This is a genomic window from Leptospira limi (genome assembly GCF_026151395.1).
GTDB classification, from domain to species: Bacteria; Spirochaetota; Leptospiria; order Leptospirales; family Leptospiraceae; genus Leptospira_A; species Leptospira_A limi.
Map to the genome: position 1 here is coordinate 512,876 of NZ_JAMQPV010000001.1, position 22,528 is coordinate 535,403.

The following is a 22,528-nucleotide window of genomic DNA, read 5'->3' on the forward strand; positions in this document are numbered from 1 at the left end:
TTCTCCCTTCACTTGATATAAAATAATTTAATATTAAACCTTTTTCGAAAAAAAATAAGCCTATAAATCAAAACCCAAAATCGTTATATCATCCTGTCTGTCCTGACCATTTTGAAAATTTTGGAGAGATTTCAATAGTTCTTCTTCCACCTCAGACAAAGACAAATGAGTGGTTTTCAAAAAAAGTTCATGGAGTTTCTCTTCCCCAAATTCCTCATCATTTTGATTAAAAGCTTCGAAGACACCGTCTGTAAAAATAAACAATCGATTTCCTAATTCAAATTTAAGTTCGATATTTTCATAATGGGTTTGTTTTTTGAGTCCAATCATCCTTCCTGTTTTTGCTAATAGTTTCAATTTTCCATTTTGTATTAATACGGCAGAAGGATGACCAGCAGAAGCAAATTGAATTGTTTTTTCCTCAAAGTGGATATCGATGATGATTGCAGTCAGCAAACTGTTTAATGAAACAAAATTATCCATAAATTCTTCATTAAAAATTTCCATTATTTTACTTGGAGTGAGTTCAAATTCTTTAATTGGATCATACAAACCTTTGATCGCCATTGTAATCATAGCAGCATGGACTCCATGGCCTGTTGCATCTGCTACCAAAATTCTAAAGCGCGAATCCTTAAGATGTGTGATGTCAAAAAAATCACCACCTACTTCTGAAACTGGAAGGTATTTGAAAACAAAATTGAGTTGTTCTAATAGTTTTACATCAACAGAGATAGAGTTTTCCTGGATTTTTTTAGCAACAAATAGATCTCTTCTTAATACACTAAGTGTTTGGTTAAGTTTATATGTTCTTTCTTTTACTTTTTCTTCCAAGTCTAGATTGGATTTTTCTAAGTTGATTTTGACATTGTTTTCAGCGATTTCTTTTTCTTTAATGATAAAATTGTAACGATCAGCCAATGCAAAGGCAAGTAACATCATCTCAGCAGCAGATCCATATTGTGGACCTTCCATTGTAAATACATTTGTAGGAATGTATCCTAATGCTCTTAATGTGGAAATGATGAGTGCAAGGAATAAAAAAGCAAAGGCTAAAAGGAAAAAATAGGCAATCCGTTGTCTTTTAATTGAGCAAAGAACACCGATGATAAGAATCCATAAAGAAGTAATCGTATGACTCAAAACTAACCATTTAATAAACATATCAAAGTTAATAATGTAAATTATTGGGAGCAAAAACTGAATTAAAATTAGTAGCGAATTCACTCGATCAAGTCGCGGTAAAACTTTTTTAGTCTGAAGTAATGTCCGCATAAAAATCAGGAACAAAATCAATACAACGGAAATCAGCAGATTAATGGCATATTGGTCTAACCATGGTGAGTTGTTCCATAAATACTCGGAAGCAATTCCATTATGAGTTGCAATCGCAATCGCAGAACTTAATACAACCAGAACATATAATAAATAACTTATATCTCTTAAAATGAAAAATACAAAAAGGTTAAACACGATCATCGCGAGTGTCATTCCAAAATAAATCGCCTGCAAAACATGATCATCGATTTCATGCCGGTCATAGAATTTTTGGTTCCAAAGTTGAATTGGTAAGTTAATTGCATTTGGAGATTGTACTTTTAAGTAAATCATCGAAGTTGTATTTTTTGGAAATATAATTGGAAAAACAAAATTCCTAGACGGATAGGGTCGATCCATTGATGCCACAACATAACCAGAACGTATGTGTTTCACTCCTTCATTTGTTTCAAAATACAAATCCAATGTCTTTAATCTTGGATAACTCACAACCAAACTAGAAATATATTCATGATCATATGGATTTACAATTTTCACCTTTAGCCAATAGGTTGATTTAGAATACGAAAAATTGAAGGCTTCTTTAGCATTTGGATTTTGATGAAAAGGATATTTGGAAACATTTACCTTCAAATCTTGGAATTCAATTTGATGATTGGTATCCTCCAAGACATACATATACTTTGCTAAGTGAATTGGTTTTTCTTGGATTTGGATTAGATTGACATTGGATTCATCTGCTGACAATTCGGAGCAAAACAAAAGTACCAAACATTGTAGGAAAAGATTTTGAATTTTCATTTTGGACTTTTTGTTAACTCAATTTCCTGAAACATATCGTATGAATAAATCAGATTTTGTTGTGCAAAGATGATAAATCCATTGAAATTTGCACTCAATCCTTCAGGACCTGGGAACAATTTTCGAAGTAATTGTTCTCCATTTTGACTGAGTAAAATGAGATCAATTTGATTCTCGTCACTGTATTCATCATAACAAGAAAGAACTACAACAGTATGTTTTCCATCAAAACTAAACAATTGGAGTACTTCTGATTGGATTGGAAAATGACTCAATACATTTCCTAATTCATCTATCATAACAATAGAATGGTAATCATTTGTAAAAACAAGTTTGTCTTCTACGACGAGAATGGGTGATTTTGTTACACTAAAAGAATGGGGACCTAAGGTATCAGTACATGTAAACTCGAATTCCTTTATGATATTGAGTTTTCCATCTAACAAATATGATTTGTCCCAAACAAATGGAATCAATATTTTATCTTTGAATTCGATAGGAAGAGATGCCAATTCAAATGGTATATTGATTCCCGAATCTTGCGTTTTTGAAAAACGTTTTTGTTCACCCGTTTGGATATTGTCTATGATTGCATAGTAATAATAAAAATTTAAATTTAAATCAATCAAAACAGGATGGAATTTTGACCTGTAATGAAATACAATTTCATACTCATTGTTAATTGCAAATACTCCCTTTAATGTGTGAAACAGGATGATCCCTGTTTCAGTAATGAATGTTTTACCAGTAAAGGCATCACCATTGGGAGTTTTTAAGGTATGTATCTGGTTTTTTGATTTTAGATCGTAAATATAAATTTCATTCCCATGAGGAAGGTATAAGATTTCTTCGATGATGGTAAAAGAAAAGTTATGAACCACTCGGTATTCAGATACATCTCGTTCTTCTGTAGACAGTACGTCGTAACAACGAAAGGCAAGTGGAATTGAAATTTCTAATTTTCCATTCAGATCAAATAATAACAACTCATTCGGACGATTGAGTTTGGAATCATATTCTGATCCTTTTTGAAATCCTTGGTAATAACACAAATGTCCAGACTGATAGAACAAATATGGGATGGACATACCTTCCAAGAACGGTCGTTTGACTGGCCGACTCCAAAGGATTTTTTTTTCATTTAAATGAAAAGCCGTGAGTGTATACGCTTCATCGTAAACAGAAAGGATCACAAATTGATCGAGTGTGATCCACTCAGTAACCAAAATGGATTCACCTTCTCGCATCGAGTGCAGTAAATTGGCTTTGTATGGAAAACCTTTTGTTTTCTCATCTAAAAATTCCTTTGGAAATTCCTTTTGAAACCAAGTACGCAAGGCTAGTTTTGCCGAACTAGGTAGATTTTGAGTTCTTTCTAAAAATATCTGTTTGAGTGAATCTTTTTCCGTTACTGCAATTTTTTCCAAAACTTCGGTAAAAAACGAATAGGGATAGTTTAATCCACCGTAACTCAAAAGAGATTCCACTGATGGATAACGTATCAATTCTGAACGTTGGTCATCAATTAATTCAGCCGTTTGTTCGTAATACTCTGGATAGGTGGACCTTGGGTCACCCGTTCCTTTTACCCGGATCCACCAATACTGATGGCACTTGGTACATTCATAAATTTCTCGGAAGGGATTTCGTGTTTCTCCTACAATGTCATGGATCGGAAAATTAGGAGTTTGGCTCAATTCCTGGATAGGTTCCATACGGGAAAATGTTTTTGAACCATTTTGACAATACAGACAAGCCATAACTAGAGGCTGTTTAGTTAGATTGATCATTTTTACTTGGTCAAGTCAATTTCCAGTATTGGATTCTTAAATTGAATTTCACATAGTTCTTGGCAATTTTTTGTAAGCTTTGTAAACTAAGTCATTCCTTATGCCTACTTCGCAAAAATCCTACGAAGTCCTCCTCGCTGAGATCCAAAAATTAGAACAGGAGAATCAAACTCTAAAACAGTCTCAAATAAGCCAAAATAACCACCAAACTAAGATTAGCGATTTACTTCATTTTACTCAATTTTCGATCGATACCATTTCTGATTCCATCTTGTGGTTGGATGAACATGGCAAGTATGTTTTCGTTAACAACGCGGCTTGTATTAATTTCGGATATTCGAAGGAGGAATTTCTTTCGATGACAATGTTTCAAGTTGATCCTCTCTTTACAAAAGAGATTTGGGATGCACATTGGCAAGATATTTTAGAGAGAAAATCTTTTACTTTAGAAACAATCAATAAACGAAAAGATGGAAAATCAATTCCAATTGAAGTGACTGTTAACTTAGTAGAATACGATGGTAAAAAATATAATTGTGCAATTGCACGTGATATCACCGAACATAAATTAAATGAATCGAAACTCAAACAAGCAGCACTTAGATTGAGTGAATTAAATGCAACAAAAGATAAATTTTTTTCAATCATTGCTCACGATTTGAGAGGGCCTCTAGGATCCCATAGAGAGTTTACCAAAAGTTTAAGTGAAAAAATTTCATTACTATCCGAAGAAGATAGGTTTTTTAACTTACAAATTTTAAATGAATCATCAGAAAAACTTTATTCTCTAATGGAAAATTTGCTCCACTGGGCAAGCACACAAAATGGAATGATCACATTCCAACCTGTTTTGATTTCTTTATATGAATTAGTTAACAAAACGATTGATCTTTTTTCATTAGCCATTCATAAAAAAAATCTATCACTCAAGAATCAGATTCCAAAAACATTTCAATTGATTGCTGATTCTTTTATGATCGAAACAATATTTCGTAATTTAATTTCAAACGCAATCAAGTATAGCAATCAAAACCAAACAATTGAAATCGGATGTAATCCTTTTCATTTAAAGAATGATACTAATTCTAAAAACCATTGTTTTTACGTAAAGGATGAAGGGATTGGAATGACGAAGGATCAAATCAATTCTTTGTTTCGTTTAGACCAAAAGGTTTCAACTCCTGGAACGGCTAAGGAAATTGGAACTGGACTTGGTCTCATCTTAAGTAAAGATTTTATAGAACAACATGGTGGAAATATTTGGGTAGAAAGTGGATTACGAGAAGGGACTACTTTTTACTTTGATTTAGGACAACACACAATCTAGAAGAAAATTATTTCCAATGTTTGCAGATTTTTTAAGCCAACTTGTCATTCCAAATTTTTTTTGATAGAAACAGTTTCAAAGATTTACTTTTTTGAAAGAATGCGAAGTACACTGTTTTTTCACCTTATCATCATTTTATTCTTCTCTCTTCCATTGGTGGCACAACCAGTTGCCGAACCAACTCAAGAACCAAATCCTCCCGCGAGTCCCACTCCCAAAAAATCGTTTTTTGGATCGAGACTTGCTGTATTAGAACTTGCTGGTGAATTTGTGCAAACTCCTTCCGAAGGTGGACCACAATCAGTCTCCAGTATTCTCAACTCTGCACGTGTCGCTTCCAGTTTTGTGAACAGCAGCAACACAACAAATAATTTAAACCCTCCAGGTATTATCACAGAGAGTGCGGAATCAAGACCAACCTCCACAATTTCACCACGCATTAAATACTCTCATCAATTTTCAGAAGATTTTTTTATCGGATTTGTTTATGCGAAAGGAGAACAATACAACGATTCAAGAACTAGTTTTAGTACAAATGGCCTTTACCTAAATGATAAAGTTAGATCAGGTGTGAATGAAGTTGGATTTAAAATCGGTTTAGGACCCATTAACTATTTAACTGATTCTACATCTTCTGAATTTAGTTTCAGTTATTCTGAATTATCATCCAGAGGCCCATTTCAATCCTTCCAATTAAAATTTCCATTTTTACGAACTGGCGATCAAACTGTAACAGAAGGTTATGCGTTCTCAACAGGTTCTGTAGAATTTAGAACAAAAAATTATGGAATGAATTATGGTTTTGCTGCATCCATCACGGATTGGCTCAATTTTTACATGATTGGAGATTTAACAATCTTTGCTGGCCAACTAAAACTATTAAGTTATGGAATTGAAACATCTTCCACAGGTAGTTTAAATGCAAGTAACCAAGTTGTTTTTAGCTCGCCTGTTTCCAAAACTGATTTAACTGCATTCCAATCGAAAGAAGGATTGATGCGTGGACTAGGTGGTGCCTCGGTCTCCTTGGAGATGGGACTTGTGTGGAAAGTTTTTGATACTTTGGGAATCAAATATGGTGGTTTTTATCAAATTTCCTCTTTTAGTGTTTCGGAAGTAACTGGATTTAATTTAGGCCAAGGAAAAACTCCTGTGGAACTCAGCTCTGTGCCAGATCTAAATTCTTCACAAAGTTCCAAAGAATTTGGATCTTTTGGTGTGAATGTATCTCTTGTTAAAAACTTTTGACATCGTTTCCTTGTCTTATCATTAGAGGGTGATCCCTTTTGTGATAGGACAAAATGAAACACAAATCCATACTATATGCTCAAAAACTAGACTTCCAATGGCCAACTTCTGACCCATTTTTGTTCTGCGTACACCACGAAGATTTTTATCCCAACGGCAATGGAAAATTTGGTCCCAATGCATCCTTACAAGGACGCCAGATTGGACAAGATTTTGTTGGAAAGGACGGTTGGAGGATGTATCATGGAGAGACCATTCCTGGTTTTCCTGGTCACCCACATAGAGGATTTGAAACTGTAACAGTTGTTCAGCGTGGTTTGGTTGACCACGCAGATTCACAGGGAGCTGCTGGCCGATATGGTGATGGTGATGTGCAGTGGATGACGGCAGGAGCGGGGATCCAACATTCTGAGATGTTTCCACTCATCAATGAATCAGAAGAAAACACCCTTGAACTTTTCCAAATCTGGCTCAATTTACCCGCTAAACATAAGTTTGTTGACCCACATTTCAAAATGTTTTGGAACGAAGATATACCTATAAAAATTTTATCTGATTCAAATCATAAAAAGGTCAAAATCAAAACGGTTGCAGGTTCTTTGTTTGGTGACAAAGCATTAGACCCACCGCCCAATTCATGGGCAGCAGATAATGCAAACGAAGTGGGAATTTACATTTTGGATCTGGACCCAGAAGTTCAATTTGTGATACCAGCAACTTCAAAAGAAAACAACCGTAACGTATATTATTTCCGTGGTGAAGGACTCGTTGTCGATGGAACCCAAGTACCTGGAAAACATATGTACAACTTAAAAGCAGACGAGACGATTGAAATTAGAAATGGTTCGGAAGCTGGAAGGATTCTGATCTTGGAAGGAAAACCAATTGCAGAACCCGTTGTCCAATATGGACCATTTGTAATGAACAAACAAGAGGAAATCCAACAAGCGTTTGATGATTACCGCAGGACTCAGTTTGGTGGTTGGCCTTGGGACTCATATGATCCCGTGCATGTTGGCAAAGGCAGGTTTGCCAAACACGCAAACGGGAAAGAAGAAACACCCACAAATTCAAATTAATAAATCTGTGAGTACAAAGGATCGGTAAAATTACCGGTCCGTCAAACAACCAGTACTTGCATCCTTCACCATCTGGATGTACTTCCACAGATAACCACTAGTCACCCTGTAAGGTGGTTTTTTCCATTTGGCACGGCGTTTTTCTAGTTCTTCCGCACTCACTTTTACATCTAATTTGTTCGTACGTGCATCAATGGAGATAACATCACCGTCTTCCACCAATGCAATTTCTCCCCCTTCCATCGCTTCGGGAGTAATATGACCTACCACAAATCCATGGCTTCCTCCAGAAAACCTTCCATCAGTGATGAGGGCTACATTATCACCAAGGCCTGCTCCAATGATGGCAGAGGTTGGTTTTAACATCTCAGGCATCCCTGGTCCACCTTTAGGACCCACATAACGAATCACAACCACATGGCCAGGTTTCACTTTCCCATCTCGGATACCTTCGTTTGCCTCCACTTCGGAATCAAAACAGATGGCTTTCCCTTCAAACATTTCCCCTTCATGACCAGTGATTTTTGCAACTGCACCTTTTTTGGCGATGTTACCATATAACACTTGTATGTGGCCTTCTTTTTTAATGGGGTTACTCACTGGTCGGAGTAAGTCTTGGTCATTTGGAAGGTCTGGAAGTGATTCCAAATTTTCTGCAATGGTTTTTCCTGTAACTGTCATACAAGAACCATCTAACATTCCTTCTTTCAGCATAAATTTCATGATGGCAGGAGTCCCACCAATCGCAAACAGATCTTCCATCAAATACTTTCCACTTGGTTTCATGTCAGCAAGAAGTGGTGTTGTATCCGTTACCTTTTGGATTTGGTCGAGGTCCAAATTGATTCCCATCGTACGTGCAATGGCGATCATATGGAGAGCTGCATTTGTAGAACCACCAAGGATGGTGATGACACGTAAAGCATTGAGTATTGATTTTGGAGTGATGATATCGGAAGGTTTGATGTCTTTTTCTAAAAGATTGTACATATACTTTCCAATCTCTTGGCATTCTTTCTTTTTTTCTTCACTTCGTGCAGGAGAAGACGAACTGTATGGTAAACTCAATCCCATCACTTCAATGGCAGTTGCCATAGTGTTAGCTGTGTACATCCCTCCACAAGCTCCAGGGCCTGGGCATGAATTTTTGATGACTTCTTTAAAATCTTCTTCGGAAATTTTCCCGTTAATTTTTTTACCGTAAGCTTCAAAAGCCGATACAATATTTAATTTCTCACCTTTAAAGTGACCACCATTGATGGTTCCACCGTACACCATAATGGCAGGACGGTTGAGACGAGCCATCGCCATGATAGCACCTGGCATATTTTTATCACAACCAGCAGTGAATATGATCCCATCATAAAAATGAGCTCCAGAAATTGTTTCGATAGAATCAGCAATGATTTCTCTTGAAGGAAGGGAAAAACGCATCCCATCATTTCCATTGGTAATTCCGTCACTCACACCAATTGTATTGAAGAGTAGACCAACCATTTGTTTTGTATCGATGACACTTTTTTTTTGTAAGGCAGCAAGTGTTGTCAAATGCATGTTACAAGGATTCCCATCAAAACCTGTACTACCTATGCCTATAAAAGGTTTGTTTAAATCTTCGTAGGGAACTCCTGAACCAATGATCATGGCTTGGGATGCTGGGAGAGATTCATCTTGGGTTAAAACGCGGCTGTATCGATTCAAACTCATAATTTACAATTTCCTTGGGATTAAAGTCAAAATGGTAGAGTCTTAGAGAAAGGAAAGCGGATTTTCAATTTTAAGGTAGTGACATTTCGATCAGGATTTTGTTGTCGTTGTTCGCTTGGGCTAAATCTTTTTCCCATTCTAAAAATTCTATTTGCAAACAACTGTTAGCCTTATCTCGAGATGATTGGGGCAAAAATCCATTCGCAACAATCGCTTTTGCTGCTTTTGCAATTTTACCTCTTGCCGATTCCAACCATTGGATTTGAACAAAACTGGCTAGTTGTGTTCCTACTGCAGGTTGAACGCCAGCAACTTCACAGGATTCCGTTATGGTAAATCCGTATCTAGTTTTAAAGCTGTCTGTATTTGCGTTTGTGGTTGCCTTTGTATTTAAAATTCCCGATTGTAAAATTGATTCTTGGCAATCTGGGACACGGTTTTGTAAGTTTTTTGTTTCGTTTAGGAGAAAATTAACTTCTGCCTGTGTCACAATGAGTTGGTTCACATTACAAATTCCTAATGGTCTTCGGCTACAAGTTCTAGAATTCGTATTCGAATCAAGTTTGATACAATTGCCAGAATTCCTTTGCCAATACAATGTTGTTAGGATCCAAGTTTGTTGTTCCTCCTTCCTATTTTGCACATCCTTTCCACTTTCAAAACAGGATGGAAGTGTCATGATACATATTACGATGATGAACAACTGTTTCAAAATCTCACCTCCATCCCTATATTGATTAGAGGAATGATGGCCATCTTTCCATTGGGTGTTTGGGATACAATGTAAGGAGAGTTCACTGTATCATAAGTAGGGCTTGGATTTTGGTTTCGTTGGTAATTTTTAGTATTATCAAATTCGAAACCTGCTTGGTTTCTCCGACCATAAAAATTCACAAATTCAATGTAAGTGTTGATATAACCCCATGAATAGTTTTCAATGCGGTCAATGCGCAAATCAAATTGGTGGAATGGTAAAAAACGATCACTATTATAATTTCCTGAATAATTAGGAAAATATAGATTGAGTCCAAATGTTGCTGCCTGGCTTGCTCGTGTAGCTCCTGTTATGGGAGTGTATGGAGTTCCAGAAAAATAACGAAGGCGTCCACCAATCATCCATTCTGGATTAAATTTATAGCCGAAAACTAAGTTTAGAATATGAGTTCTATCGAGGTCGTACAATTCTTGTTTGTCATTATTGTAGATGATCTCTAAATTATTATCATCATAATAGTTTATGTAATTAGTACCAAGTTTCGTTTGTGCCAATAAGGTTCTAGAACTGTTTTGTAAGGTTCGATTCCTTGTCTCATCACTTGTAAGTCTCGATTGGTTATTGATACGTTTTGTAATCGAATTGGTATAAGAAATCCATCCAAACAATCCTGATTGTTCTCTTGGGTCTCTTGTTTTCTTCAAAAAAATCTCCACTCCTTCAGAATACCCATAACCAGCGTTAGAGTAATTTAAATTTTTAGGAGTAATTGGATTGGCTAGAACTTTTGCCGTCTCATTTACGAAGATACGTGTATCATTATTGAGTGCATAAGGATCGACTATATAAGCATCCGGAACAATGATGTTTTGGAATATATTCCGAAAACCTTCGATTTTAATTTGCCAATTGTTTGCAAATTCCTGGCTGATTCCCAAAGAATTATGCTCTGCTCTCTCCATGAATAAATTTGGATTCCCGGATTTTTTTGATAAGGCCTCAACTGAAACAGGTGCATTATAATGAATCCCATGCCCAGCCATAATACTTGTCTTCGTTGAATCAAATACATAACCAGCTGTAATTCTAGGTGCTAAATTACTCTCATTACTTCCTGAATAATTGTCTACTCTTGCACCAGGTGTGAAACGAAATCCTCCATACTTCAATTGGAATTCTGCATAGGCAGACTTTTCACGGTAACGAATTCGATCACCATCGATCACAGAACGAAACGCTGCATTGGAATTCAACAAGTCGTTAAAAATATTGTAAAACAAACGGTTGTAAGACGAAATATTTTCACCTTTTAAAGTTGTCTCACGAAATCGACCCTGAACACCAGCTTCAAATTTTAAGTGTTCCTCCCATAATTCCCACTCAAATGAATTTTGTACGTAAGTGATGGTATCAGAGGTTCTATTTTGTAATCCGAAAATATTTTCTGCTGTGAGAGGATTTGTGAATCGGAGTTCAAAAAATTCATCAAACCATGTACGTGAATAAGACAATGTATTTCGAAACGATTTCCCTTTCCAAACATAACGCACAGCATCAGTTCGGAACATTCTGTCAAGGCCAGTCGGTGGTCGTGGGTCTCCACCACCTCTTTCTAAATCGGCCTGTGCTTTTGTGTATGCTTGTCTATCTCTCGTTCCAAATGTTTGGAATGTGATTCGATGGTCTGAATGAACATCCCAAATCAATTTCCATTGGTAATCATGGTATTCTGCAAATTTGGCATCATCAGGAATCCCTTGTGGGTATGCTTGGAGAAGCACTAAGTTGGGATAATTTTTTCGTCCAGAACTGATCATGGCAAGACCAGGTAATACTTTTGTTTGGTTATAAATATCAGATAAAAATAAATTTACATTGATGATTGTTTTATTCTCATCCACTCGATCAGTACCTTCAATGGCAATGATCCCTCCAGTCGCATAACCATACTTTGCTGGAAATGCACCTGTATATACGTCAAATGATTTGATTAAATTATTATTTAATACAGAGGATTGGTTGCCCAAATGGAAAGGATAAGGAAGAGGGAACCCATCAAAATAGTATTGGTTTTGTCTGGTACCTCCACCTCGTAAGGATAAGTCTCCCCTTTCACTATTGGAGTAGGGATTTCCTGTGAGTAAATTGGTTCCTATATTGGTAAATACAGATGGCAAAATTCCAACTGGTGCACCAATGACAACACCAGGAACGGTTTGTAAGGCTTTTAAGGAATCACCCGAAACTCCAGGTAAACGTTTGATTTCTTCTTGGACAAGGCCATACCGAGAGAGTGGAGTTTTATCCCTTTCACCACTCACCACGATTCCTGAGAGATTTGTCTCCGAGATTGAAACAAGAATCACCTGTCCTTTGAAACGAACTTCACGGAATAACGATTCGGTTCTATCAGCAGTGGAAACTTTGATCTCATAATAACCTGGTTCAGGAAACTGTAGTTTGGCGATCCCTTCTGCATTTGAGATACCACTTGTTTTTCCTTTTTTCGAAATCACTACTGCATTTGGAACTGGTTTCCCTGAATTAGATTTTACAATTTGGATTGAAACTTCTAAATTTCCTTCTGCAAAAACCGGAATTGTTCCAATCGTAGAGACAAAAAGAAACAAGACAATCAATCGGATTGTGGAGTGAAAAATGATAGATTTCATTCTGAGATAGGGATTAAGTTTTCAGCGATTTTATATAGTTCGTCTAATGATTTTTTATCATCTAATAATCTGTAACTCTGCAATACCCCTTCATACACAATAAACAACTGTTTTGCGAGTGAATTTGGGTCCACCTTCTTTGAAATATATCCATTTTGGATTGAATTTTGCAGAAATTCAGATAAACATTCGATCGTTTGGTTGGCGATCCTTTCAATTTCAGAGCGAATGTGAACTTCTTCAGAATTGATTTGGGCACGAAAATTTGCCATTCCACAACCAAATAATTGTGACATCCGAGCTTCCCTGGAAAGGATTCGCACCCAAGCTTTGATGAAGTCTAAAGGTTTTGGATTTCGTTTCATTAAGGTTTTGAGTAAATTTAGATTTTCGTCCGAATAAATTTTGAGGACTTCTTTTCCCAACTCTTCCTTTGACGAAAAATGTTGGTACAAACTTGCCTTCACCGTTTTTGCCTCATCAACAATTTGGTTCAAACCAGTTTCTGAATACCCTTGTTTTAGAAAAAGGTTTCGGCTGACAGCCAAGAGACGTAATTTAGTCGGTTCCTTCTTCATTTCTGTCCTAAAATGAGGATAAACAAAATCCAATCAAGAAATACACCGACTAGTCTGTTCAATTTTTTTGTTCCAAACTAGAAGTTCGCACATAAAAAATCCTTGCAAATACATACCGACTGGTATGTATGTTTTCTTTAGGTGTACGATGAACCAAGAATTAATCTCCATTCATGAAGTATCAAAAACTGTTTCCGAAGCAATGAACACTCGTCATAGCATCCGAGAATATGATCCAAAACCAATTCCAGAGGAAATTCTAAAGAGAATTTTTGAAACATCTTTAAGAAGTCCCAGTTGGAAAAACTCCCAACCTTGGAAGGTTCACATTGTCAATGGAGCCAAAAAAGAACTACTCGCAGAAAAACTAACAAAAACTGCAAAGGAATCTGCACCTACTCCCGAGACTTCTTGGCCAGAATCTTATCCTAGTGATGCCAAAAAACGAATGTTTGATTTGGGTATGAAAATATATGGAGTTGCTGGCATCGATCGTAAAGACAAGGAAGCAAGAGACCAATTTATGCTTCGTAACTTTAGTTTTTTTGGAGCACCCACCGCCGTTTTTATCACATCCAAATTTGATCTTAATTTTTTTGTCGGAATTGATCTGGGTTGTTTCCTACAATCTGTTTTGCTTCTTGCGCGAGAAGAAGGACTTGGAACTTGCCCACAAGCTGCATTAGGTGCTTTCCCTGAAGTGGTTCGTGAAACACTGGATCTGCCGAAAGAAGAAAAAGTGATTATGGGTTTAAGCATTGGTTATCCAAAAGCAGATTCGGATTTGAATCGATACCATACACCGAGAGAAGAAGCCTCTGATTTAATTCGATTCTATTAAAAAATCATTTTGGATTCTGAATCTTTGGTATATGATACTATAACAAATCAAAAGTTGGTTGAGTATGTATAACAAAGATTTCTGGAACGAACGTTATGTGAGCGAAGAATATATTTATGGAAAAGAACCGAATGAGTTTTTACGTTCTCGACTTCCCAATTTAAAAAAAGGAAAAATCCTTTTTCCTTGTGAAGGTGAAGGAAGGAATGCAGTTTTTGCTGCAAGTCTTGGTTGGGATGTGTTTGCATTTGACCAGTCAGAAGCGGGAAGACAAAAAGCCATCCAATTAGCTAAAGAAAAAAATGTCACTTTCCATTATGAAATTTCTGATGCATTAACGTATCCTTACGCACCCGAACAAATGGATATGGTCGCACTGATTTATAGTCATTTTCATAAATCGATACGAACAACTGTTCATCGAAATTGTGTACGAACTTTAAAACCAGGTGGTCTTTTACTGTTAGAAGGTTTTTCTCCTGAACAATTAAAGTATACTTCAGGTGGACCAAAAGACCCCGATATGTTATACCAACTAAAAGATCTAAGAATGGATTTTTCAGAAATGAATGTTGAGTATGAAGAAACACTTGAAACTGAACTCAATGAAAGTCCTTTCCATAGAGGCAAAGCAAGTATTGTCAGGTTAGTACTTCGAAAGATTTAAATGTGAATCAATTTAATCATGTAGTTTGAACTTATGAAATTTACATTGAATCTGAAAGACGATGAATTTTAAAATTAGAGAAGCCAATGAATTGGATATTGATCACATTTTCCAATTCATTATCAATAAAGCAGAATTTGATCGGAACTTAGGAGATTCTTTGGGATTGGTTACAACTAACAAAGAAATCATAAGAAAAACAAGGTTTAATGATCTTTATGTAGAGCAAATTGATAGAGGATTTGGTTTAGGCAAAAACCTAATGAATTCTCTTCTTACCATTGCAAAAGAAATGAACGCATCCGATATAAGCTGGATTGCTAGTGACTTTAATGAAGGTGCAAAGGAGTTTTATCATAAAATCGGAAGTAAACAAATTCAAAAAATGGTCCTACCATTACCTACCAATTACCTTTAATACCTAAAAATTAAATCCACACCAAAAACTATCGACATGAGTTCATTTTGTACTCATAAGCCGACCATGGTTTATTATTTGTTATTCTATTTTTGTCAAATGATTGGTAAAAATTAGTTATTTCCATGGAAATTGAATCTTCGCATTTCAAGGAATCATATACCCTATCATCTAACGGAACATTAGAAACTTCTAATTTATTTTTAATCTATGAAATAAAATTTTAATTGAAATTAAATGACTAGTTCCGATCTCATATTCGTTAGATTTAACATCTATTTTATGTTAAATTTAAGAAGTGAAATATGTTTAATTTGAAAAAACCATTGTTAATTGTTGTCAGTTTAGTTTCCGTGACGATTTGTTTGTTAGGATACCTCCTGTTTTTTACGAAAACATTCTTAAGTTTGAACTAAATTCAAATTTAATAGATAAAATCGTTGTTTGTATGAATCTTCCGGCAATTGACTTGAAATATTTGTAAATTTTATCTTATACTTTCCAAATACTTCAAAATGCCCTCTTCTCCACGTTCTTCTGCTAGTTCTAAAATACTAACTCCGCCTACTGTTTTTGCCTTTGTCTCAGCTCCCGCTTTTACTAAAAGTTTAACAAGGTCCAAGTTACCACGGAACACGGCTCGGTAAAGAGCTGTTTCACCCATTGTATTGCGAAGGTTTACGTTTGCTCCTTTTTGGATCAGAAACTTTGCCAACTCCATTTCTTCCTCATCAACAGCTTTGATGAGCGAGGAATTTCCGAGTGAATCTTTTGCATTGATGGAAACTCCTTGGGCTAATAAAGATCTGACTTCTTCTAAATTCCCTTTTTCAACCGCATGGAAGAGACGTAATTCCAGGCTTGGAGGATTTTTAACGACAGTTTCATCCTCCACACACCCATTCCCAACCACAGCGATTAGAAAAATTATGAGAAATGGAAAGATATTTTTGAAAATTCGGCTCGATAAGATTTGGAACATCTGTTTTAGTCTAATAGTTTAACTATGAAACGTCGATCCATTTTTCTGCTAAGTTTCCAGTTCGTTCCTGTTTTGTTACTTGGGATGATATTCATCTCTTGTATTTCGATCATCAACCCAGGTGAGGTTGGGCTGATGTGGAGGCCTTATAGCTCCGGTCTCAGTCAAAAACCTTTGGAGTCTCGCGTACAAACATATATGCCTTGGAACAGTGTCTACGTTTACTCAATCCAATGGAGCAGTTACCAAGAAAAGGTTGAGGTATTGACTCGTGACGATTTGACAATCACTGTGACTGCCAATATCATCATACGACCCATTCAAAATGAAATTTACGAATTAGAAATGGAGATAGGTAGGGACTATTACGACAAGGTAGTCAAACCCCAGTTCAGAACAGCAATTCGAAATATACTCTCAGCTTATAATATGGTATCGATATCGAAAGAGACTCCCAATGTTTCCGCGCAGATTAAAAAATCTTTAACTGAAAAATTGAAATTTAAACATGTCGAAATTGATGATGTAATCATTGATGATGTTGAATATAGTCCTTCGATATTAAAAGCGATCGAAAGTAAACTCACAAAACAACAAGAACAAGAGCAGATGAAGTTTGAAATCAACATTGCCAAACGTGATGCTGAAATCCAACAAATCACAGCTGATGGTAAAGCCAAAGCAGTGTTAATTGAAGCAGAAGCTCAGGCCAAAGCCCAAAAGATGATATCTGATTCATTAACTCCAAAATACATCCAGCTCAAAGCAATGGAAAATCCAAATAATAAATTGATATTCGTACCGAACGGGAAAGATGGATTGCCTATTATTGTGAATACAGAGGGAAAATAAAAAGAATTGGATCAAATCCAAACCCCACTTATGCGGGGTTTGGTGAATTGGATTTGATTTTAAAATCGATAACTAGCTGACATAGAAAAGGAAACACCTTCTCTGTAGGAACGAAAGAGTTTCTCATCGTTTAGCAATTCATCTTTAACATAGATTTTAAACCTTTGGTCTGTAACGTTTTTCGCAGCAAATTTGAAATCGAGTTTATCATCCATTCTATGTGAAAAAACGATATCTGTTAAACCAACCCCTCTTTCGTAAGCATCAGGTGTTCCATTCGCCCCCACTACGAAAATTCGATCGCCAAAGTAATTATAGTAAAAACCTAATGTTGTCGTTTTCAATTTATTTAGGAAAATATCGAATTTAAGATTTGCTACAAAATCAGACTGTCCTTGTAGAGGTCTTCTTATATTGGTAGGATCATAGGAAAAACTTCTATCAATCGGATCCAAAAGACCAGCTTTAGCTACTGTGTATTGTTCCCATGAAATCACATTAACAAGTGATTTGATGAAGAAGACATTTGTTTCAAATCTAAATTTATCGAAAAACTCTCTCCTAAAATCTAACTCAACACCACGAATGGTAGCGCGACTTGCATTTGCATAAGTAAAAAATGGAGAAATTTGACCAGCAACCGGTTGTCCAATTAACTCAATCGGATTGGATAAATCTTTGATAAAAGCACCAGCTCCAACATAGTTTGAGCCACCCATGAAATATTCATAACGAAAATCAAAGTTATGAATATATGTTCTTTGAAGGTTTGGATTACCACGAATTCTATCACCACCAAAATATGGTGTAAAGGCAAAAGGTGATAATTCTCTAAAATCTGGTCTTGTAAGAGTTTGAGAATAACCAAATCGTAAATTTTGATCCTGAAGGAATTCATATACTAAATTTACACTAGGTAAAACATCCTTAGTTCGAATCTCTCCAACACCATTATTATCAGCAGAGCAAATATTATTCTTAACTAATAGAATTCTTTCGCCTTCGGATCCAACGTCACAACCATATCCCGGTCTTCTCACATCAAATTGTTCTTTTAAAACAAATGTTTTTACTTTTTGGTAGGAGTCTTCATAACGAGCACCACCAATGAATCGGAATTTTGGAAACAATGGTAAATCAAATTGAGAGAAGTAAGAATGTAACTTCTGGTAGGCGTCGTAAGCATTTGGTTCCACTTGTCTTTCCGAAAATGTTCGGTTAGCAAGTCCGGAACTATTAGTTCTTAAGAATTCAATAGGGTTATATGTGATTTCTCCTGGTACTAAGTAAAGATCACCAGTTCCTGTTCCAATATTAGATTTAGAACCAAATTCTCTAAAGGTAAACGACTTAAATCGATCGAGTGCGGAACCACCAAATTTAAATGAAGATTTTAACCCATTCCACTGATCAAATGGAATTTCATAAGCTACACTGAAACTTCTCACTGTGTCATTCGATGTTGAGTAGAATCTGGATCCATCGGGGTTATTTCCAAGTCTTGTTGGAATGGTTGTAACTGGGCTCGTTTGAGGCCTTCTCCATACTTGTTGTGTTAAATTTGGTTCATCACGTTTTGCTTCACCATAATTCATTTGCCAATCTAATGTATGAGGTCGACTCATCGAACCCAAATTGATAGCATGTTTACCACCGAAACTAGTATTGAAAAGTTGACGGCTGATGAAATCATTTGTTTGGGAAAAAAATTGAAAACTATCAATATTATTTGTTCCAACGGACTCTCTTACTGATTTTTCAGAAGAAACTGAGTAAAAATTCTTTAGAAAGAATTGTTGTCCAGCTGTCGGTTCATACGCCAAGTTTAAATTATTACCGAAAAGCCTTTCTTCTAAATAGATATCAGCATCTTGCGTTTGCAATGGAGTAACTGTCGTTAACTCTTTTACAGCAAGGTTAACTGGGTTACCAGGAATATAACGTACATCTTTTTGTCTTTTGAATCGATAGTCAACAGAATGAGTTGTTCCAAAAATTACACCCAATCGTTGTCCCGATTCAGTTAATTTGAATGTATTACCGATTGTAAAATTAAAATTTTTATCATAAGGTGCTTTTGTTTGATCAGGTGACCATTGAGAAGGAAAGGTAACCCCACCAACATTAACAAGCGTTGGGTTCAGACCACCAAAACGCGATCCAGGTTCAAACGGCAAAAATTCTGGAACAGCTTTTACTGCAGAGGGAAGCTCTTGGTTTGCAGTTGGTCTTCCAAAGAAATCGCCACCTTTAAACGTTAACCATTTATTGCGAGTTGTGTTGGAATTGTATCCAACACCCATTCCAAAATTTACTGTTAGTTGGTCAGGGTATTCCTTGGTTTCAATTTTGACTAAACCACCTGAAAATTCGCCTGACTCTTCTGGAACAAAAGATTTAATCACTCTAATATTTTTGATTAAAGAAGCTGGAAATAAATCTAAAGGAACAACTCGTTTATCCGGTTCTGTTGACGGAATATATGCATCATTTAAATAAGTAGATGAATATCTTTCACCTAATCCTCGAACAAATACAAATTTTCCACCAACGATTGTAATTCCTGTAACCCGTTTGATAACATCACTGGCTGATGAGTCTGGTGATTTTTTAATCGATTCAGCACCAATTGAATCGGAGACTGTTGCTGATTTTTTTTGTAACTGCAATAGAGCTGCATCAGATTCATTGATGGCACGATCTTTCACTTCGACAGTTTGTAATACTTGTGCACCAAATGTTACATTCATTTGACTCGGTTTTCCAGCGGTTACAACAACAGATCTGTTTTGTGGACCATAACCATACATTTGGTATTCAACTTGGTAAGTGCCTGGTGGTAGCTCTAAAATGTATTTTCCGTCAAAATCAGTTTTAGCAAATTTTTTTTCAGATCGTATAACAATGGTCGCGCCAAAAACAGGTTCTCCGTTTTCAGAATCAATGATAGTTCCTCGGATTGATCCATTACTTTGAGCAGATAAGCCAAAAGTTGAAATAAAAACCAATAAGGATAATGTAAGAAGAGTTTTGATTGATTTCATAAATTCCTTCAGAGCCAAGCTTCTAGAATTTACGTGTACGTAAATGAAAAGGGGATTAGATTGAGTTACGTTTATGTGAACTAATTGTTACAAACGGATTACAAAAACTAAGGTCCAATCACTCCCACTTTATAACCTGATTTTGTTTCAAATACCATTTTAATTTGATCAAGGACTATGACTTGATTTTCAATTTGAATCTTTATTGTTTTAGGTTTGTGTCCTACGATAGCACCATAAGATCTTGGTTTTTCCCAATCAATTGATGTGATTTTATATTCCTTATCCTGAATGCGATTTTTAATTTCTGTGATTGCGAATGTTTCTCTCGTTTCTAAAACTTTTTTATACTCTACCAATGGTGTTGTATCCAAAAGAGTACCTTTGCCTAATGTATTAGGAAAAATTACGGACATCTTTTCGTCCCAGGTCACATAGTAATCATATTGTGATTTGTTTTGAATGACTTCTTTTAAAAAATTTTGGATAGCAAGTTCTTTAGTTTTGGAAGATTTTTCCCAATCACCTTTATTAGAAGCATTTGCTCTAATAGTTTGGTGGTCTTTTTCAACTTGAAACATAACTTTTTGATTTTCAGCTTCCATTTGTTCACGCCAATCTTCTTGGCTACAAAATGAAAAACTTAATAAGGATATTAATAGAAGGAGTTTACGCATCTTAACTCCTAGTGACCTTTGATAAGGCCACTAGGTAAAGTTTTAAAATATTTATCGAGCTCTAAAAACTGCCCAATCTCTGTACCATTCTGTTGAAGCACCACCCACATACGTTCCTGATAATGAACTAATTGTTCTATAGTCAGGTTTAGCATCTCCAAATCCACAATTTGATGTTGATCCGTCAGATGTAATCGGAGTTGTCGTTATAGTAGTTGATCCTGTTGGAGTAATGGCAGTTGTTTTTCCATTTTCGTATGCAAGATTTGCAATCGTTCCACTCACCGCAGGATAAGTTCCAGAAGTTGATGTACTCACTGCCGCAGCATCAGCAAACCCAAAGATAATCGCTCTATTGATTGTCCCTGCAAATCCTTCTCTCAATCTCATTCCTTGGCCGCCTGCAATACCTGCTCCAATCAATGTTACATTTGTAATTGTTGGGTTAGTACAACGACTAAGCGAACCTGCACAAGTTCCGCCTGCACCACTTGTTGCATCTGTTCCGTCCATCTCAAATCCATGCGGGTCAGTTGAGAACGAACCACCACAAGAAGATGGGTATTTGTGGCCAATTAAATTTGTCATAGTTCCTGTGAATGCTTCATCTAAATCGAAGTCGTCATCCAAACCACCAGTTGCTAAGAGATTTGACCATGTTCCAGATCCTCCCCAAGCCTCAACTCCATCATCTAAACCCCTATGAAGTTGAACGTGACTTAGCACAGATTTAGAAGCATAAATGGAAAGGTTATTTAACTCGTCTCCAGGTGCCACTTCGTTCCCTGCAAACTCAACAATGTTATAAGACATATTCAAATTTTCAACATCGGAGCCAATTGCCCCACCATAACCTTGTGGCGTTGTTCCTTCTGTGTTCGAAGCTCTAGAAGCACCACTTGTTCCAATGACAACAAGACCACCCCAATCTCCAGGAAAACGTGAACCAAGTGACGCCGCGGAAGACCAACAAATAGGATCAGCAGCAGTACCATTTGAAACTAATTTTGATCCTTGTTTGAAGAAAATAGAGGATCCTCTTTGTCCAAAAATGGCAGTTCCTGGAGTTACTGTGATTGTTGCACCAGATTCTATAAATACAGTTCCTTGGAGAAGGATACCACCAGACCAAGTCTCAGAACCAGAAATAGATCCTGTTTTGATAGTTGGACTTCCAAGTAATCGACGACCATCACATACGTTCTCTCCTACCGTTGGGCTAACAATTGGATATTCGCCTTTTACAAATACATTCACAGATTTAACAGTAACAGAATACCCTGCTGCCGTAATGGGAAATGCATTAACGTTGGTTCGGTTGCTCAAGTCTATATCCACACCTAATGTTCCGTCACCTAATGAATTCGTAAAAGCTGTTGAAGCTAAGTTTGTTACTGTAGAACAGGCTGTCGTATTATCTGCTCCAACTGCTTCTACTGCTGACATAGTTAGATTACCTGTTAAAGAGGTTAATCTAAAGCTAATCACAAATTCTCCATCAAGAGCACCTGCTCCTGCCGCGGCTACATATGAGTTAGTTTGACAAGTTGTAAAGTCAGATAAAGCAGATTGGCCACTAGATAAAATTCCACTGGAATCTGCAATTGTCACTTTTCCATCTTTGATCGGAAGTCCACCAGATGTTTTTAGAGTACCTGTCATAACTACAGTGTATTCTGGTTGGTTTAACAAAGCTGCTAAACCAAGAAACAATGCAGTATCATCTTTTTTCTTTCCTGGGCAATTGATCATCGTGAATCCCATCATCGCGATGAAAAGAAGCACCATGCTTTTTTTGAATGAATTTTTCATTTTGTTCCTCTTTCGAAAAAATTCGAATTTGTTTTGCTAG

Annotated in this window: 17 protein-coding genes; 7 read left to right on the forward strand and 10 right to left on the reverse strand. The window is 36.4% G+C overall.

Annotated features, from left to right (window positions below):
- Positions 1 to 60: 60 nt before the first annotated feature.
- The gene (locus tag ND812_RS02370; protein WP_265374106.1) at positions 61 to 2,079 is read right to left on the reverse strand and encodes a 7TM diverse intracellular signaling domain-containing protein; all 2,019 of its coding nucleotides are present in this window, start codon (positions 2,077 to 2,079) and stop codon (positions 61 to 63) included.
- Positions 2,076 to 3,794 (reverse strand): hypothetical protein, encoded by a 1,719-nt coding sequence (locus ND812_RS02375; RefSeq protein WP_265374107.1) that lies wholly within the window; start codon positions 3,792 to 3,794, stop codon positions 2,076 to 2,078. Before ND812_RS02375 ends, ND812_RS02370 begins: the two co-directional genes overlap by 4 nt.
- Positions 3,795 to 3,969: 175 nt before the next feature.
- Between ND812_RS02375 and ND812_RS02380 the strand changes: the two genes are divergently transcribed.
- The 3 genes from ND812_RS02380 to ND812_RS02390 all read left to right on the forward strand — a co-directional run bounded on the left by ND812_RS02380 (position 3,970) and on the right by ND812_RS02390 (position 7,523).
- Entirely contained in the window at positions 3,970 to 5,196 is a 1,227-nt protein-coding gene (locus ND812_RS02380) for a PAS domain-containing sensor histidine kinase (RefSeq protein ID WP_265374108.1), read from the forward strand.
- 99 nt (positions 5,197 to 5,295) lie between these two features.
- Positions 5,296 to 6,444 carry a hypothetical protein gene (locus tag ND812_RS02385; RefSeq protein WP_265374109.1) on the forward strand — a complete coding sequence of 383 codons (1,149 nt, stop codon included), beginning with the start codon at positions 5,296 to 5,298 and terminating at the stop codon, positions 6,442 to 6,444.
- Between the two features lie 53 nt (positions 6,445 to 6,497).
- Entirely contained in the window at positions 6,498 to 7,523 is a 1,026-nt protein-coding gene (locus tag ND812_RS02390) for a pirin family protein (protein WP_265374110.1), read from the forward strand.
- Positions 7,524 to 7,553: 30 nt separating this feature from the next.
- On the opposite strand, the gene ilvD is transcribed toward ND812_RS02390, so the two are convergent.
- The 4 genes from ilvD to ND812_RS02410 all read right to left on the reverse strand — a co-directional run bounded on the left by ilvD (position 7,554) and on the right by ND812_RS02410 (position 13,195).
- Positions 7,554 to 9,230 (reverse strand): dihydroxy-acid dehydratase, encoded by a 1,677-nt coding sequence (gene ilvD / locus ND812_RS02395; protein WP_265374111.1) that lies wholly within the window; start codon positions 9,228 to 9,230, stop codon positions 7,554 to 7,556.
- A 70-nt stretch (positions 9,231 to 9,300) separates the two neighbouring features.
- A complete protein-coding gene (locus tag ND812_RS02400) occupies positions 9,301 to 9,942 on the reverse strand; it encodes a hypothetical protein (RefSeq protein WP_265374112.1) in 642 nt (213 codons plus the stop codon).
- On the reverse strand, positions 9,939 to 12,617 hold the full coding sequence (locus ND812_RS02405) for a TonB-dependent receptor (RefSeq protein ID WP_265374113.1): 2,679 nt from the start codon (positions 12,615 to 12,617) through the stop codon (positions 9,939 to 9,941). Before ND812_RS02405 ends, ND812_RS02400 begins: the two co-directional genes overlap by 4 nt.
- Entirely contained in the window at positions 12,614 to 13,195 is a 582-nt protein-coding gene (locus ND812_RS02410; protein WP_265374114.1) for a TetR/AcrR family transcriptional regulator, read from the reverse strand. Before ND812_RS02410 ends, ND812_RS02405 begins: the two co-directional genes overlap by 4 nt.
- 148 nt (positions 13,196 to 13,343) lie before the next feature.
- Here ND812_RS02410 and ND812_RS02415 point away from each other — a divergent pair, with 148 nt between their 5' ends.
- The 3 genes from ND812_RS02415 to ND812_RS02425 all read left to right on the forward strand — a co-directional run bounded on the left by ND812_RS02415 (position 13,344) and on the right by ND812_RS02425 (position 15,121).
- A complete protein-coding gene (locus ND812_RS02415) occupies positions 13,344 to 14,036 on the forward strand; it encodes a nitroreductase (protein ID WP_265374115.1) in 693 nt (230 codons plus the stop codon).
- Positions 14,037 to 14,133: 97 nt separating this feature from the next.
- Positions 14,134 to 14,703 carry a class I SAM-dependent methyltransferase gene (locus ND812_RS02420; RefSeq protein WP_265374116.1) on the forward strand — a complete coding sequence of 190 codons (570 nt, stop codon included), beginning with the start codon at positions 14,134 to 14,136 and terminating at the stop codon, positions 14,701 to 14,703.
- 61 nt (positions 14,704 to 14,764) lie between these two features.
- The gene (locus ND812_RS02425) at positions 14,765 to 15,121 is read left to right on the forward strand and encodes a GNAT family N-acetyltransferase (protein WP_265374117.1); all 357 of its coding nucleotides are present in this window, start codon (positions 14,765 to 14,767) and stop codon (positions 15,119 to 15,121) included.
- Between the two features lie 487 nt (positions 15,122 to 15,608).
- Here the strand turns inward: ND812_RS02425 and ND812_RS02430 are convergent, their stop codons facing one another.
- A complete protein-coding gene (locus ND812_RS02430; protein WP_322113637.1) occupies positions 15,609 to 16,103 on the reverse strand; it encodes an ankyrin repeat domain-containing protein in 495 nt (164 codons plus the stop codon).
- Between the two features lie 24 nt (positions 16,104 to 16,127).
- Here ND812_RS02430 and ND812_RS02435 point away from each other — a divergent pair, with 24 nt between their 5' ends.
- Complete coding sequence (locus ND812_RS02435) at positions 16,128 to 16,955, forward strand: prohibitin family protein (protein WP_265374119.1); 828 nt, start codon at positions 16,128 to 16,130, stop codon at positions 16,953 to 16,955.
- A 59-nt stretch (positions 16,956 to 17,014) separates the two neighbouring features.
- Here the strand turns inward: ND812_RS02435 and ND812_RS02440 are convergent, their stop codons facing one another.
- The 3 genes from ND812_RS02440 to ND812_RS02450 form a co-directional block, all read right to left on the reverse strand.
- On the reverse strand, positions 17,015 to 19,999 hold the full coding sequence (locus tag ND812_RS02440) for a TonB-dependent receptor (protein WP_265374120.1): 2,985 nt from the start codon (positions 19,997 to 19,999) through the stop codon (positions 17,015 to 17,017).
- A gap of 107 nt (positions 20,000 to 20,106) precedes the next feature.
- Positions 20,107 to 20,676: a hypothetical protein gene (locus ND812_RS02445; RefSeq protein WP_265374121.1), complete on the reverse strand. Its 570-nt coding sequence runs from the start codon at positions 20,674 to 20,676 to the stop codon at positions 20,107 to 20,109.
- A gap of 51 nt (positions 20,677 to 20,727) precedes the next feature.
- On the reverse strand, positions 20,728 to 22,488 hold the full coding sequence (locus ND812_RS02450) for a hypothetical protein (RefSeq protein WP_265374122.1): 1,761 nt from the start codon (positions 22,486 to 22,488) through the stop codon (positions 20,728 to 20,730).
- Between the last annotated feature and the right edge of the window lie 40 nt (positions 22,489 to 22,528).

What these genes read in the sequence shown, in the direction of transcription:
- ND812_RS02370 (WP_265374106.1), bottom strand. Translation starts at nt 2,079, where the DNA reads ATGAAAATTCAAAATCTTTTCCTACAATGTTTGGTACTTTTGTTTTGC.
- ND812_RS02375 (WP_265374107.1), bottom strand. Translation starts at nt 3,794, where the DNA reads ATGGAACCTATCCAGGAATTGAGCCAAACTCCTAATTTTCCGATCCAT.
- ND812_RS02380 (WP_265374108.1), top strand. Translation starts at nt 3,970, where the DNA reads ATGCCTACTTCGCAAAAATCCTACGAAGTCCTCCTCGCTGAGATCCAA.
- ND812_RS02385 (WP_265374109.1), top strand. Translation starts at nt 5,296, where the DNA reads ATGCGAAGTACACTGTTTTTTCACCTTATCATCATTTTATTCTTCTCT.
- ND812_RS02390 (WP_265374110.1), top strand. Translation starts at nt 6,498, where the DNA reads ATGAAACACAAATCCATACTATATGCTCAAAAACTAGACTTCCAATGG.
- ilvD (WP_265374111.1), bottom strand. Translation starts at nt 9,230, where the DNA reads ATGAGTTTGAATCGATACAGCCGCGTTTTAACCCAAGATGAATCTCTC.
- ND812_RS02405 (WP_265374113.1), bottom strand. Translation starts at nt 12,617, where the DNA reads ATGAAATCTATCATTTTTCACTCCACAATCCGATTGATTGTCTTGTTT.
- ND812_RS02410 (WP_265374114.1), bottom strand. Translation starts at nt 13,195, where the DNA reads ATGAAGAAGGAACCGACTAAATTACGTCTCTTGGCTGTCAGCCGAAAC.
- ND812_RS02415 (WP_265374115.1), top strand. Translation starts at nt 13,344, where the DNA reads ATGAACCAAGAATTAATCTCCATTCATGAAGTATCAAAAACTGTTTCC.
- ND812_RS02425 (WP_265374117.1), top strand. Translation starts at nt 14,765, where the DNA reads ATGAATTTTAAAATTAGAGAAGCCAATGAATTGGATATTGATCACATT.
- ND812_RS02430 (WP_322113637.1), bottom strand. Translation starts at nt 16,103, where the DNA reads ATGTTCCAAATCTTATCGAGCCGAATTTTCAAAAATATCTTTCCATTT.
- ND812_RS02435 (WP_265374119.1), top strand. Translation starts at nt 16,128, where the DNA reads ATGAAACGTCGATCCATTTTTCTGCTAAGTTTCCAGTTCGTTCCTGTT.
- ND812_RS02440 (WP_265374120.1), bottom strand. Translation starts at nt 19,999, where the DNA reads ATGAAATCAATCAAAACTCTTCTTACATTATCCTTATTGGTTTTTATT.
- ND812_RS02445 (WP_265374121.1), bottom strand. Translation starts at nt 20,676, where the DNA reads ATGCGTAAACTCCTTCTATTAATATCCTTATTAAGTTTTTCATTTTGT.
- ND812_RS02450 (WP_265374122.1), bottom strand. Translation starts at nt 22,488, where the DNA reads ATGAAAAATTCATTCAAAAAAAGCATGGTGCTTCTTTTCATCGCGATG.